This is a genomic window from Symbioplanes lichenis, assembly GCF_030709675.1.
GTDB classification, from domain to species: Bacteria; Actinomycetota; Actinomycetes; order Mycobacteriales; family Micromonosporaceae; genus Actinoplanes; species Actinoplanes lichenis.
In genome coordinates this window covers 77,485-91,525 of record NZ_JAUZQD010000018.1, presented here as the reverse complement: position 1 = coordinate 91,525, position 14,041 = coordinate 77,485, and the positions used below count along the sequence as shown (strand labels likewise).

Here is a 14,041-nt window from a genome sequence, read left to right as displayed (position 1 = left end):
GGCCGACGGGTCCAACGGCTGCTGACCCGCGCGCCACGCCTGACCGGCCGACGGCCGCGGGGTGCGGCCGGGCAGCGCCGGGGCGGTGGCGGGGATGGCACGCGACTGCGTCCGCGCGTACGAGCAGAATGTGTGATGGGATCGGGGCATGGCGGCGCATGACGAATTTGTCTTCTTCGGGTGCTACACCGGCGAGACCGGCGGCCGGGGCGAAGGCATCGTCCTCGCCCGCCGCGACCCGGCGACCGGCGCGTTGTCCCGCCTCGGCGTCGCCGCCCGCACCCCGTCGCCGTCGTTCGTGATCCAGCATCCGGCCCTGCCGGTGATCTATGCCGTCAACGAGCTGACAGCCGGCACGGTCAGCGCTTTCGCCCTCGGCGACGATGCGAGCCTGACCCCGCTCGCCGTCCGCGCGACCGGCGGCGCCGACCCCTGTCACCTGGCCGTCGCCCCCGGCGGCACGCACCTGCTGGTCGCCAACTATTCGAGCGGCAGCGTGGCGGTCTTCCCGCTGGACGTGGACGGGGTGCCGGGCGAGCGGTCCGACCTGCTGACGCTCACCGGCTCGGGCCCGGTCACCGACCGGCAGGAGGGCCCGCACGCGCACATGGTCGCGCCCGATCCGCACGGCCCCGACGTGCTCGTCTGCGACCTCGGCTCGGACCACGTCTGGCACACCCGGCTGGACCGGGTCTCCGGCCGGCTCACGCTGGTCGGCCCCGCGGTCACGACCGATCCGGGTACGGGCCCCCGCCACCTCCTCCGCACGGCCGACGGTGCCCTCCTGCTGGTCGGCGAGCTCGCGGGTGAGCTCAGCTGGTTCCGGCGCGGGGCGGACGGCGGGCTGGCGCGGGAGGGCCGGGAGCCGACCAGCGCGGGCAAGCCCAATCAGCCGTCCGAGGTGACGACCGGCCGCGACGGCCGATTCGTCTACGTGGGCAACCGGGGCCCGGACACCGTCGGCGTCTTCGCGTGGGACGGTCACGACGCGGTGCCGGTCGCGGAAGTGGCGACGGGGGGCGAATGGCCGCGGCATCTCGCGCTCTTGTCGGATCACCTCTATGTGGCCAATGAAAGGTCGCACACCGTCACGATCTTCCGGGTCGACCCCGATTCGGGCATTCCGGTGGCCCCCGGAGAATCGGTGACGGTGAACAGTCCGACCTGCATCCTGCGGGCCCGCGTACGCGACGAAATCGCGTAACTACTCTCAGTAAAATGAGTATGCCTTATTGCGGATACGAGTAATTTTCGGCCGAACGTACATGGCATTCGCGTCTCGGAATGCGCAGTATGGAGCGCGTGTCTGGCCGCCATCGCAGAAATTTCAGTCTCCGGGGCGCCGGTGTGGTCGCATCTGCGCTGGCCGTCGTGGTCGTCGTCGCCGGCGGCTGGCTCGGCTACCAGCAGCTTTCCGACCAGGGCTGCTCCGGCCGCCTCGACCTCACCGTCGCGACCGCGCAGGAGATCGCGCCCGCCGTGCAGGCCGCCGCGAAGGAATGGGTCGCGTCCGGCGCCGAGGTCAACGGCACGTGTGTCGGCGTCAATGTCACCGGGGTCAACTCCGGCAACATGGCGTCCACGATCGCGCTCAAGCACAATGTGACGCTCTCCGGGCTCGGTGCCGCGAACAAGTCCGGCACGCTCCCGGACATCTGGATCCCGGACTCGACCACCTGGCTCATGCGCCTCAAGTCGGAGGCGCCGGGCTTCGTGCCGACCGACGGCAAGTCCATGGCGAAGAGCCCGGTCGTGGTGGCCGTGCCGGAGCCGATCGCCGAGGGTCTGGGCTGGCCGGACAAGAAGCTGGGCTGGAAAGACCTGCTCGCCAAGATGACCACGGCCGGCGCCCTGAACACCGGCATCGCCGACCCCGCCCGCGACGCCACCGGCCTGGCCGGCCTGCTCGCGCTCGGCAGTGCCGCGGGCGCCTCGCAGCAGGGCCAGGAGCAGACGGTGGGCGCCTTGCGCGCGCTCGCGGCGGGCAGCTCGTCCCTGCGTGACGACCTGCTGGCAAAGTTCCCGACGTCCACCGACGCGGCCGACCTGGCGAGCGGCGTCAGCGCGGCGCCGCTCTCCGAGGCCGACGTCATCGCCTTCGACGCGCAGAAGCCGGTCGTCCCGCTCTCCGCGCTCTATCTCGACCCGCAGCCGCCGGCGCTCGACTATCCGTACGCGGTCATGCCCGAGGTCGACCTGACCAAGGCCGCCGCCGCGACCAAGCTGCGCCAGGCGCTGGAGCAGCCGGCGTTCAAGAACAAGCTGGCCGCCGAGGGCCTGCGCGGCTCGGACGGCACGACCGGCGCGGGTTTCGCGACCCCGGTCGGCGGCCCGGCCACGCTCAAGGCCGCCGCCCCGGCCGTCAACGGGGGCACGGCCGCCGCCGGCCTCGACGCCAGCGCGATCAACAAGGCGCTGGGCAGCTGGGCGGCGATCACCGAGCCGGGCCGCGTGCTCGCCGTCTTCGACGTGTCGGGTTCGATGGCCGACAAGGTGCCCACCGCCAACAACTTGAGCCGGGCGGCGGTGACCCGGGCCGCGGCCGCGCGGGGGCTCGGGCTCTTCGACACCAAGTGGGCCGTCGGGGTGTGGGTCTTCTCCACCGAGATGAACGGCAAGCTGCCCTACAAGCAGCTCGTCGACATCAGCCCGCTGTCGTCGGCCGAGTCCGAGCTGCGGGGCTCGATCGACGAGATCCGCCCCAAGGAGGGCGGCGGGACGGGGCTCTACAACACGGCCCTGGCGGCGTACAAGAAGGTGCAGGACACCTGGCAGCCGAGCCGGGTCAACTCGGTCATCCTCTTCACCGACGGCCAGGACTCCGCGCCGGAGGGCGGGATCTCCCGCGAGACCCTGGTCGCCCAGCTCAAGAAGATCCAGGACCCGCGGCGCCCGGTGCGCCTGGTCATCATCGGCATCGGCAACGAGGTCGACGCCAAGGAGCTGCAGGACATCGCCGGGGCGACCAGCGCGGGCGGCGTCTTCATCGCCCCCGACCCGGCCAAGATCTCCGACATCTTCGTCCAGGCCATCGCCTCCCGCTCCGGAGCGGCGGGATAGAAAGCCCGAGGCGGCGGGACGGAGCCCGAAGCGGCGGGACAGCGAGCGGGAGGTCAGGCCGCGGGAGGATTCCAGTCGACGCAGACCACGACGGAGTCGTCCTCGAGGTCCCCGCTCACGAAGGCTCGCAGGTCCCCGAGCAGCGACCGCACGGCCTGCAACGGCTCCAGCGATCCGGTCCGCCGGATGAAGCGGGTCAGGGCCAGGTCGCCGTAGGCCCCCGCCTCCCCGGCGGCCTCCATGATCCCGTCGCTCACGACGAAGAGCCGGTCGCCGGGGACGAGCTGGAACGTCTGGGTGTCGTAGTCCGAGGACTCGAACATGCCGAGCGGCAGCCCCTCGTCCAGCGACTCCGCGATGACCGAGCCGTCCCGCAGCACGAACACCCGCGGCGACCCGGCGTCCACGGCGCGCACCACGCCGGTGCCGAGGTCGAGCTCGAGCATCAAGGCGTTCACATAGGCGTCGCCGCGGTGCTGCGAGTAGACGGCCTGGTCGGCCAGCCCGGCCTGGTCGGCCAGCTCCAGGCCGGCCCGGCGGGCGTTGCGCAGGGCCTGGGTGGCGAGCGTCGTGAGCAGCGCCGCCTGGGTGCCGTCGCCCATGCCGTTGAGCACGGTCATGAAGAGGCAGCCGTCCTGCTCGGCCCAGTCGAAGCTGTCGCCGCGGACCGCGTACGCGGGCTCGAGCTGCCCGGCCAGCGAAAAGGCGGGACCGGTCCGGCTGCGCCCGGGCAGCAGCTCCCACTGCATCTCGGCGGCGAGCGTGAGCCGCCGGGTCCGGGCGGCCACGGTGTAACGATCGGTGCCCGCCCGGGCCGTCTGCAGCTCGTGCGCGAGGAACTCGGCGATCTGGGCCAGCTCGGCGCGCAGGCCGGCGTCGTCGGGGGCGGGGGAGCAGCGCAGCACGCCGAGGCGCTCACCCCGGACGGTCACGGGCAGGAAGACGGCGCGCCCGGCAAGCACCTCGGCCTGGTGGTCGAAGGCGCGCCACGCGGGGTCGCCGGGCCGGGTCACGGTCGCGCCGCCGTGCAGGGGCAGCAGCGCGGCGAGCCGGTAGTCCACCTGGTAGAGCTCCACCCCGGTGACGGCGTACTCCTTGGCGAGCACGTCGGCCAGTCTCTCCGTCACCTGATCGGCGGGCGCCTCGGCCAGCGTGCGCCGCGCCACGGTCAGCCGGTCGTCCACCCGTTCCACTCCTTCGCTCCCTCGCTGTCGAAGGGTAGTCTCTGCTGCACCATGGCCGTACACCATGGGCCGGACGGGCCACCACACGCCGCGGCGATCGACGATGTCGCGCCCGCGTTGCTCGCTGCCTGGGACACCGCGCGGGAGCGGGTCACACCGCACGTCTCGTGGCCGCAGTTCAACGCGCTTCTCGTGGTCGAGCGCGAGGAGGGCATCAATCTGCGCGGGCTGGCGGGTCAGCTCGACATGATCCTCTCCTCCGCGAGCCGGCTCTGTGACCGGCTCGTCGCGGCGGGTCTGGTCGAGCGGGTGCCGGGCCGGGCCGACCGCCGCGAGATCGCGCTGTTCCTGACGCCGTCGTCGCGTGCCCTGCTCGACAATCTGCGCACCACCCGCCGCGAGATCCTGGCCGGGGTCCTCGATCGGATGACCCCGGCGGGCCGCACTGCCCTGCTCCGGGGTCTGACCGAGTTCAGCGAGGCCGCCGCGCGGGATGCCCCGGACAGCGGGGCTCAAACGGCCTGAATCCGGCTCAGCCACGCGGCCGGATCGTCGAGGACCCCGCGCAGCACCGCCCCGGCGGCCCCGCGTACGGCGGCGTCCGCGCCGAGGGTCGCCGCCCGCAGCCGTACGGGTGACCAGTCCGCCGTCAGCACCCGGCGGCTGATCTCGGCCTGGATCGCGTCATGCAGCTGGGGCACCAGGGGCGCATAGATGCCGCCCAGCACCACCGTGTCGATGTCCAGCAGGTTGACGACGGTCGCCAGGGCCGTGCCGAGCGCGGTCCCGGCGACCGTGAGATCGCCCGCCGCCCGCGCGATCGCCTCCTGCCCGGCGTATTGCTCCAGACATCCGCGCGCCCCGCACCGGCACGGCGGGCCCCCGGGGTCGATGGGGATGTGCCCGATCTCGCCGCTCCACCCGCGCACGCCGCGGTAGAGCTCGCCGCCCAGCACGATGCCCGCGCCGATGCCGATCTCCCCGGACACATAGACGAAGCTGGCCGGCGGGTCGCCCGCCGCCAGCTCGCCGAGCGCGGCCAGATTCGCCTCGTTGTCGACCGTCAGCGGCAGCCCGGGCACCAGGTCGCCGACCGTGACGTCCTGCCAGCCCAGGTTGGGCGCGACCCGGATGATCCCGCCGGCCCCGACCAGCCCCGGCACGGCCAGTGCCGCGCCGGCCACGGTCAGGCCGTCGGACGAAGCTCGAAGAAGCGCTTGATGCGCCAGCCCGGCGACAGCAGGAAGCGACTGGTCGCCCTTCTCCACCAGCCGGTGGCGGACCGACCCGGTGAGGTCGACCACGCAGGCCGCCCGATAGTCGACGTTGATCTCCAGCCCCAGCCCGGCCGGTCCGTCGGGGGAGAGCCGCAGTCCCGCCGCGGGCCGCCCGGCGCCGCTGCGTGGGGCCGGCCCGACCTCGGTGAGCAGCGCACCCGCGATGAGATCGTCGACCAGCGTGGAGATTGTGGCCCGGGTGAGCCCTGTGGCGGCGGCGACCGCGGCCCGGGACGGCGGATCTGCGCTGTTCGCCACGGTGCGCAGCACCAGCGCGAGATTATGAGCCCGCACCCCCGACTGCCGGACGGGACTCAGTGATGCGGGCACCTCTTGACAGTGCCACACGCCGGCCAAATAATTCAACCACTAAACAAATCCGCCTTGTTTCCTGGAGGTAACCGTGTCGGTCCAGCCCACCCGCGACGACAAGTTCTCCTTCGGCCTGTGGACCGTCGGATGGACCGCGCGCGACCCCTTCGGTGAGGCCACCCGCGCGCCGCTCGACCCGGTCGAGGCCGTGCACAAGCTCTCCGAGCTGGGTGCCTACGGCATCACGTTCCACGACGACGACCTCGTGCCGTTCGGCTCGGACAACAGCACTCGCGACGGGATCATCGCCGGCTTCAAGAAGGCCCTCGACGAGACCGGCCTGGTCGTCCCGATGGTGACCACCAACCTGTTCACCCACCCGGTGTTCAAGGACGGCGGCTTCACCAGCAACGACCGCTCGGTCCGCCGCTACGCGCTGCGCAAGGTCCTGCGCAACATGGACCTCGCGGCCGAGCTGGGCGCCAAGACGCTCGTCCTCTGGGGCGGCCGCGAGGGCGCGGAGTACGACGTCGCCAAGGACGTGCACGCCGCCCTCGACCGCTACCGCGAGGGCCTCAACCTGCTCGCGCAGTACTCCGAGGACAAGGGCTACGGCCTGCGCTTCGCCATCGAACCCAAGCCGAACGAGCCCCGGGGCGACATCCTGCTCCCGACCGCCGGCCACGCCATCGCGTTCGTGCAGGACCTCGAGCGGCCCGAGCTGTTCGGCATCAACCCCGAGGTCGGCCACGAGCAGATGTCCAACCTCAACTTCGCCCAGGGCATCGCCCAGGCGCTGTGGCACGGCAAGCTCTTCCACATCGACCTCAACGGCCAGCACGGCCCGAAGTTCGACCAGGACCTGGTCTTCGGCCACGCCGACCTGCTCAACGCGTTCGCGCTGGTCGACCTGCTGGAGCACGGCTCGCCCACGGGCGGCCCGGCCTACGACGGCCCGCGCCACTTCGACTACAAGCCCTCCCGCACCGAGAACTACGACGGCGTCTGGGAGTCGGCCAAGGCCAACATGCGCATGTACCTGCTGCTCAAGGAGCGTGCCGAGGCCTTCCGCGCCGACCCCGAGGTGCAGGCGGCGCTCGAGGAGTCCAAGGTCCTCGAGCTCGGTAAGCCCACGCTGAACGAGGGCGAGACCTACCAGGACCTGCTCAACGACAAGAGCGCCTTCGAGGAGTTCGACGTCGACGCGGCCGGCGAGCAGGGCTACCACTTCGTCAAGCTGCACCAGCTCGCGATCGATCACGTCCTGAAGGCCTGAGCACATGGCCTCGCTCCGCTCGGCAGGCGCTGCGCCCCCCTTGAGTCGACGCCGGGGACACCGGTTTCCGGCCGGGGAAAGAGCACCCCGTCCAGAAACCGGCGCCCCCAACGCCGACGGGCGCAGCGCGGGGGTTGAACGATTGAGGGGTCCACGGAAATGACGTTGGTCGCAGGGATCGACAGCTCCACCCAGTCGTGCAAGGTGGTCATCCGGGACGCCGAGACCGGCAAGCTCGTCCGCCAGGGGCGGGCGAGCCACCCGGACGGCACCGAGGTGCACCCGCACGCCTGGTGGGACGCGCTGCAGCAGGCCATCGCGGAGGCGGGCGGGCTCGACGACGTCGCCGCCGCCTCGGTGGCCGGGCAGCAGCACGGCATGGTCGTGCTGGACGAGGCCGGCGAGGTGGTCCGCCCGGCGCTGCTGTGGAACGACACGCGCAGTGCCGGCGCGGCGGCCGACCTCATCGACGACCTCGGCGGCGGGGACGCCGGCCGCCGGGCGTGGGTGGACGCGGTCGGCATCACGCCGGTCGCCAGCTTCACCCTGACCAAGCTGCGCTGGCTGGCCCGGCACGAGCCGGAGAACGCGGCCCGGGTGGCCTCGGTCTGCCTGCCGCACGACTGGCTGACGTGGAAGCTGGGCGGGAAGCAGAAGCTCTTCACCGACCGCAGCGACGCCAGCGGCACGCTCTACTGGTCCGCCAAGACCAACGAGTACCGCCACGACCTGCTGGAGCTCGGTTTCGGCCGGCGCATCGCCGTGCCCGAGGTGCTCGGCCCGACCGGCATCGCGGGTCACCTGCCCAACGGAGCGCCGCTCGGCCCGGGCGCGGGGGACAACGCCGCCGCGGGACTCGGTGCCGGCGCCCTGCCGGGAGACGTGGTCATCTCCATCGGTACGTCCGGCACGGTCTTCGTCTCGTCGGACGTCTCGCCCGAGGACCCGAGCGGGGCGGTCTCCGGATTCGCCGACTGCACCGGCCGGTTCCTTCCCATCGTGGTCACGCTCAACGCGGCGCGCGTGCTCGACGCCGCGGCGAAGCTGCTGAACGTGAGCCACGAGGAGCTGTCCCGGCTGGCGCTGACCGCTCCCGCCGGGGCCGACGGGCTGGTGCTCGTCCCGTACCTGGAAGGGGAGCGCACCCCGAACCGGCCGAACGCGACCGGGGCCGTGCACGGCCTGACCCTGCAGACGTCCGATCCGGCGCACTTCGCCCGGGCGGCCGTCGAGGGCATGCTCTGCGCGCTCGCCGACGGGCTCGACGCCCTGGTCACGCATGGCGCCACCGCGAACCGCATCGTGCTCGTCGGCGGCGGCGCGCGCAGTGAGGCCGTACGGAAGATCGCTCCTGCTCTTTTCGGTCTGCCGGTCCTGGTCCCGCCGCCCGGCGAGTACGTCGCCGACGGCGCGGCCCGGCAGGCGGCCTGGGTCGCCCTGGGCGGTGCCACGCCCCCTCAGTGGTCCGCCGAGACACCCGAGGTGTACGAGACCACCCCCGTCCCGTTGATCCGCGAGCAGTACGCACAGGCCCGCGACAGGGTCGTCGACCGGCCGGGCGGCTAACCTCGTCCGGGTGAACAGGGGAGGGACGGCCCACCGGGCGTACAGCGTCGTGGTGTTCGTCGTGCTGGCGTCGCTCGACAACGTGGCCATCGGGCTCGTCCCGCCCCTGTACGGCAGCATCGGCACCGACCTGGGCGTCGGCGAGGGGCACATCGCGCTCGCCACCACCGTGATGTTCATGATCAGCGCGGTGGCGGCGATCGGCTGGGCGTACGCGGGGGATCGCACCAACCGCAAGCCCGTCCTCCTCGCCGGCACCGCCATCTGGGTCGTCGGCACCGCCTGGTCCGGCGTGTCCGACAGCTACGTGTCGTTCCTGTTGTCGCAGGTGGTGGCCGCGGTCGGGTTGGGCGGCGTGGCCAGCGTGAGCTTCTCCGTGGTGAGCGATCTCATCTCGCCCCGGCGCCGCGGCCTGGTCATGAGCTTCTGGGGCCTGTCGCAGGGCGTCGGCACGCTCGCCGGCACCCTGCTGGGCGGGCTGCTCGGGGCGGGGGACTGGCGGCGCCCCTTTCTCACGGTGGCCGCCGCCGGCGTCGTCGCGGGTGTCGCTTACCTCTTCACGTACGACGTCCCGCGCGGCGACAGCGAGCCGGAGCTCGCCGACGTCGAGTACGACGAGCGCATCCACGCCGGCGACCTGCCCCGGATCCTGGCGCGGCGCACGAATGTCTGGCTGATCCTGCAGGGTTTCTCCGCGCAGGTCGCCTTCGGTTCGCTGGTGTGGTTGCCGGTGCTCTTCCGGGCGCGCGCCGAGGACCAGGGCTATTCGACGGCGACCGCGGTCGTGGTCGGCAGCGTCTTCGCCACGCTCTTCCAGCTCGGTGGCGCCTTCTCGATCCTGGGCGGGCTGGCCGGCGACCGGTTGCAGAAGCGCACCCCGCGCGGCCGGGCCCTGGTGGCCGCGATCGGCATGCTGGCGGCCGTGCCGCTCTACGTCGTCCTCTACTTCGTGCCGATGCGCATCGACGTCCCGGACGGCGGCAGCACCGGCGCGATCATCGGGGCCGTCCTGACCAACGTGGTGACCGAGCCGACCGTCGGGCTAAGCCTGCTCGTCGCCGTGGTCGCCCTGGCCCTGACCTCGGCGAACTCGCCCAACTGGTTCGCGCTGATCGCCGACGTCAACCCGCCCGAGCACCGCGGCACCGTCTACAGCCTCGGCAACCTGCTCAACGGCGCGGGCCGGGCCGGCGGCAACGCCCTGGTCGGCGTGGCCTTCCGGGGCCTGTCTCAGGCCTTCCCGCCGCCGCTGAACTACGCGGTCGGGCTGGCCGCCTTCCAGCTCTTCTTCATCCCCACCGGGATCATGTACTGGCTGGCCAGCCGCACGGTGGCCAGGGACATGGAGAACACCCACGCGGCCCTGGCCACCTATGCCGACTCCCACGAGCACGAGCCCGTGGCTATGCGCGAGCCCAGACCGTGACGTCCTGCGGCACGCGGCCGTCCTCGTCGAGCGGCTCGCTGCTGACCAGCACCCCTTTGTTTCCCGGCAGGGCTGTCGGCGTCGCGCCGTAGTTCGTCCAGACGAGCAGGTCGCCGTTGCGGAACGCCAGCACGTCGTCGCCGCCGTCGACCCAGGTCAGGGCGCCGAGACCGAGATCGTGCTGCTTGCGGAGGCGCAGGGCCGTCCGGTACAGCTCGTACGTCGAGCCGGGGACGTCGCGCTGGCGGTCGAGTGCGTACTCGGCCCAGGTCGCCGGTTGCGGCAGCCAGCTCGCGTCGGTGGGCCCGAAGCCGTACGAGGGGGCGTCGGCCTCCCACGGGATCGGCACCCGGCAGCCGTCCCGCCCGCGCTCGGTGTGCCCGGAGCGCTCCCAGGTCGGGTCCTCGCGCACGTCGTCGGCCATCGTGGTGTGCTCGGGCAGGCCCAGCTCCTCGCCCTGGTAGACGTAGGCCGAGCCGGGCAGGCCGAGCATCTGCAGCGTGGCCGCGCGGGCCCGGCGCAGGCCCAGCGGCGCGTCCGGCTGCGGCTCGTCGGCGCCGATGCCGTTGCGGTGGTCCTTGCCGTCGGAGAAGCCGAAGCGGCTCGCGTGCCGCATCACGTCGTGGTTCGACAGCACCCACGTCGTCGGCGCGCCGACCTTGGCGTTCGCGGTCGAGGTGCGGTCGATGACCGCGCGCAGGGCGTCCCGCTCCCAGTTGGTGACCAGGTACTCGAAGTTGAACGCCTGGTGCATCTCGTCCGGGCGCACATAGCGCGCGAGCTGGTCGGCCGGCTGCACCCAGGCCTCCGCGACGAGGATCCGATCCCCCTCGTACGCGTTGAGCACCGCCTGCCACTGGCGGTAGATCTCGTGCACGCCCTCCTGGTCCCACATGGGCGGCGGGGTGCCGTCGTCGGGGGTGAGCCCGCCCAGCACCGCGTCCTCGCCGGTCCCGTAGTCGGCCAGCTGCGCGTCCTTGACCAGCCCGTGCGCCACGTCGACCCGGAAGCCGTCGACGCCCCGGTCCAGCCAGAAGCGCAGGATGCTCTCGAACTCGGCCCGCACCTCGGGGTTGTCCCAGTTGAGGTCGGGCTGGGAGACGTCGAAGAGGTGCAGGTACCACTGGCCGTCGGCGAGCCGCTCCCAGGCCGGGCCGCCGAAGACGCTGCGCCAGTTGTTCGGCGGCTCGCTGCCGTCCGGGCCCTTGCCGTCGCGGAAGATGTAGCGCTCCCGCTCGGGGCTGCCCGGGGCGGCGGCCAGCGCGGCGCGGAACCACTCGTGGTCGCTGGACGTGTGGTTGGGCACGAGGTCGACGAGGACCCGCAAACCCAGGCTCTTCGCCTCGGCGATCATCTTGTCCGCGTCGCCCAGGTCGCCGAAGCGCGGGTCGACCGCCCGGTAGTCGGCCACGTCGTAGCCGGCGTCGTGCTGCGGCGAGCGATAGAACGGCGACAGCCACACCGCGTCGACGCCCAGCTCGCGCAGGTCGGTCAGGCGCGCGGTGATGCCGGGCAGGTCGCCCATGCCGTCGCCGTTGCTGTCGGCGAAGGAGCGCGGATAGATCTGGTAGATGACGGCGCTGCGCCACCACTCACTCGGTGTGCCCATTACCCCATGCTAGAGCTTTACCGGTCCAGATGGCTCGGGAGTCAGCCGTCCAAGATCGCGGCGAATCTCTCCTCGGCCAGGTCGAGCTGATCGAGGATGTGATCCTTCGCGGTCACGGACAGCGGGGTGTCGGGCCGGCCGACCAGCTCACGCAGCTTCGGCACGAGCGGCCTGTACTTGATCGCCGAGCTGTGCGCCTTGTCGAAGGTCGTGTGGATGACGCCGACGCCGTTGTCCGTGAAGTCGCTCACCTTGATGACGCGGGCCCACGGGTCGCGCTCGAGGCTCTCCGCCACGTGCTCGCGATACTGCTCGTGGCGGTCGCGCTCCGGGTCGTACTCGGGATTGGTCACCGACCGGACCAGCTCGGCCACCCGCGGCCCGAACTGCCGGGCCAGCTCGGCGACAGCGGCCTCGGTCAGCACGTCGTGGCCCAGGCCCTCGGGCAGCCCGGCCAGCTCGGCGGGGTGGTCCTCGACGGCGTCGTGCAGCAGCGCCGCGGCGAGCACGTCGGGGTCGCGTACCCCGTAATAGCGCATGATCCGGATCGCCACCCGCAGCAGGTGGTTGAGGTAGGGCTCGCGGACCCGGCGGTCGTCGGCGTGCAGCTTCGACGCCAGCGCGAGGGCGTCCTCGAGCCGCGCGCGGTCGGCGGCGGGGAAGTCGGCGAGCTCCAGGGCGAAGCGGTCCCGCAGCCCCGCCTCCCCGTAGACCTCGGTGATCGCGTGCAGCGGCATGGACAGCAGCATCCGTGAGGCCATGCCGAAAGATATACCGGACTTCTCCGCTTCCGTGACCCCTGCCATGGTTCTCCCATCGGCCTCGGGAGCGGGAAGTTCAGGATTGTCCGGCCTGCACCTGCTCGTCCTTGACGACCGGACGCGGCGGGACCGGGCGGGGGGAGGGGCGCGGGCCGGGCGTACGCCGCATCGCGCTCATCGAGGCCTGCTTGAGCGACCACTGCGGGGTGTGCTGCGGCTCGGCGTGCACGCCCCGGCGCGGAACGGCGGCCCCGTCGGTGAACTCCTCCTCGGTCATCGCCTGCAGGCCGCTCAGCGCGACGCCGAGGATCGTGGCCGCGCTGATCAGGGTGATGGGCACGATCATCAGCAGCGGCCGGATGCCGTGGGCCTGCAGCTCCGGGGCGTCGCTCAGCTCCACGGTCATGGCCGCCATGCCGGTGTAGTGCATCCCGCACACGGCGAGGCCCATGATCGCGGCGGCGCCGAGCATGGCCACCGGGCTCTGGACGGAGACCGTGAACCACAGCGCCGCCGTGGCGGCCACCACGGCGATGACGCCGGAGGCGACCACGAGCGCCGGGCGATAGTGGATCGTGCCCGACACCGAGAGCCCGGCCATGCCGGTGTAGTGCATCGCGAGCACGCCCGCCCCGGTCAGCGCCCCGGCGATCGCCACCCGGGTCATGCTCCGCCGGCCGTGCCCGACGGCCATCAGTCCGATCCCGACCGTCACGATCGAAAGTCCGAGACTGATCATCATGAGGACCGGGTTGTAGCGCACCGGGCTGGCCGGCACCTCGAAGCCCAGCATCGCCGTGAAGTGCATGAGCCAGATGGCCGCGCCGCCGATCGAGAAGGCGGCGATGACGAGCCATCGGGAGCGCCGGCCCCGCGTACGGGCGCCGCGGGCGCGGCCCGTGCTCAGCAGGCCGAGGAAGGAGCCGAGGACCGCGACCAGATAGGCGGCGATCGGATTGAAGGCTCCGTAGGTGAAGTGATGGACCTCGGCCACAGCCGGCACCTCGCGAACGTCGGGGGAGGGTTCGCTGAGGATTAGGTCATGAGTCCGATCTAGGACATCGCACGTCGTGTGCGGTCACGCAAAAAAGCACCGGGGCCACCGTGCGCCCGCCTTCACACGAAGACGAACTCACGGCGGCCCCGGTGGGGGTCGTCCGGCTGTTCCTGTCGGGGGGAGGGTGGCGCCGATGTGCCGATGGTCCCGATCGGCAGGCGTCGCCTGGTGCCGCCGGCGCCGTTGCCGGTGGCGTGGATCCCCTGTCGTGGCCGATGCCGGGGGGATAGGGACTCGAGGGCTGTCCTGACGTCACGGCCGGGCCGTGAGCGGCAGGACGGTCCTAGTTGAAGATGCTGACACCGCCGGGGCCGACGAGGAGGCCGACGACGATCAGCACGATGCCCCAGAGGAGCTGCCGCCGGAACAGCGCGAGGATGCCGGCGACCACCAGGATGACTGCGAGGATCCAAAGGATGAAGCTCATGGCCCCGAAATACCCGACCGCCTCGAATCGAAAACCTGTGATCTCCCTATCAATGACCAGGCCCTCTCCACACAGGACCGTGGTGT

General features: G+C 71.9%; 12 protein-coding genes. 6 read left to right on the top strand and 6 right to left on the bottom strand.

Annotation, left to right across the window (positions count from 1 at the left end; all coding sequences use genetic code 11):
- Positions 1 to 148 precede the first annotated feature (148 nt).
- Both RAN62_RS35190 and RAN62_RS35185 read left to right on the top strand, forming a co-directional pair.
- Positions 149 to 1,204, top strand: a complete 1,056-nt coding sequence (locus RAN62_RS35190) for a lactonase family protein (RefSeq protein WP_305789172.1) — start codon at positions 149 to 151, stop codon at positions 1,202 to 1,204.
- A gap of 89 nt (positions 1,205 to 1,293) precedes the next feature.
- A complete protein-coding gene (locus RAN62_RS35185; protein WP_305789171.1) occupies positions 1,294 to 3,060 on the top strand; it encodes a VWA domain-containing protein in 1,767 nt (588 codons plus the stop codon).
- A 53-nt stretch (positions 3,061 to 3,113) separates the two neighbouring features.
- On the opposite strand, the gene RAN62_RS35180 is transcribed toward RAN62_RS35185, so the two are convergent.
- A complete protein-coding gene (locus tag RAN62_RS35180; protein WP_305789170.1) occupies positions 3,114 to 4,253 on the bottom strand; it encodes a PP2C family protein-serine/threonine phosphatase in 1,140 nt (379 codons plus the stop codon).
- A 42-nt stretch (positions 4,254 to 4,295) separates the two neighbouring features.
- Here RAN62_RS35180 and RAN62_RS35175 point away from each other — a divergent pair, with 42 nt between their 5' ends.
- Entirely contained in the window at positions 4,296 to 4,769 is a 474-nt protein-coding gene (locus tag RAN62_RS35175; protein WP_305789169.1) for a MarR family winged helix-turn-helix transcriptional regulator, read from the top strand.
- Here the strand turns inward: RAN62_RS35175 and RAN62_RS35170 are convergent.
- Positions 4,757 to 5,791, bottom strand: a complete 1,035-nt coding sequence (locus RAN62_RS35170; RefSeq protein ID WP_305789168.1) for an ROK family protein — start codon at positions 5,789 to 5,791, stop codon at positions 4,757 to 4,759. The two genes, RAN62_RS35175 and RAN62_RS35170, sit on opposite strands and share 13 nt — an antisense overlap.
- A 133-nt stretch (positions 5,792 to 5,924) precedes the next feature.
- On the opposite strand from RAN62_RS35170, the gene xylA reads away from it, so the two are divergent.
- The 3 genes from xylA (at position 5,925) to RAN62_RS35155 (ending at position 10,101) form a co-directional block, all read left to right on the top strand.
- Positions 5,925 to 7,109, top strand: coding sequence for a xylose isomerase (gene xylA / locus RAN62_RS35165; protein WP_305789167.1), 1,185 nt, complete (start codon positions 5,925 to 5,927; stop codon positions 7,107 to 7,109).
- 159 nt (positions 7,110 to 7,268) lie between these two features.
- A complete protein-coding gene (gene xylB / locus RAN62_RS35160; RefSeq protein WP_305789166.1) occupies positions 7,269 to 8,675 on the top strand; it encodes a xylulokinase in 1,407 nt (468 codons plus the stop codon).
- 10 nt (positions 8,676 to 8,685) lie between these two features.
- Positions 8,686 to 10,101 carry an MFS transporter gene (locus RAN62_RS35155; protein ID WP_305789165.1) on the top strand — a complete coding sequence of 472 codons (1,416 nt, stop codon included), beginning with the start codon at positions 8,686 to 8,688 and terminating at the stop codon, positions 10,099 to 10,101.
- Here RAN62_RS35155 and RAN62_RS35150 read toward each other — a convergent pair.
- The 4 genes from RAN62_RS35150 to RAN62_RS35135 all read right to left on the bottom strand — a co-directional run bounded on the left by RAN62_RS35150 (position 10,079) and on the right by RAN62_RS35135 (position 13,955).
- Entirely contained in the window at positions 10,079 to 11,710 is a 1,632-nt protein-coding gene (locus tag RAN62_RS35150; RefSeq protein ID WP_305789164.1) for a glycoside hydrolase family 13 protein, read from the bottom strand. The genes RAN62_RS35155 and RAN62_RS35150 overlap by 23 nt on opposite strands.
- A gap of 41 nt (positions 11,711 to 11,751) precedes the next feature.
- Positions 11,752 to 12,471 carry an HD domain-containing protein gene (locus tag RAN62_RS35145; RefSeq protein WP_305789163.1) on the bottom strand — a complete coding sequence of 240 codons (720 nt, stop codon included), beginning with the start codon at positions 12,469 to 12,471 and terminating at the stop codon, positions 11,752 to 11,754.
- Between the two features lie 76 nt (positions 12,472 to 12,547).
- Complete coding sequence (locus RAN62_RS35140; RefSeq protein WP_305789162.1) at positions 12,548 to 13,465, bottom strand: MHYT domain-containing protein; 918 nt, start codon at positions 13,463 to 13,465, stop codon at positions 12,548 to 12,550.
- Between the two features lie 346 nt (positions 13,466 to 13,811).
- Positions 13,812 to 13,955 carry a GPGG-motif small membrane protein gene (locus RAN62_RS35135; RefSeq protein WP_305789161.1) on the bottom strand — a complete coding sequence of 48 codons (144 nt, stop codon included), beginning with the start codon at positions 13,953 to 13,955 and terminating at the stop codon, positions 13,812 to 13,814.
- Positions 13,956 to 14,041 lie beyond the last annotated feature (86 nt).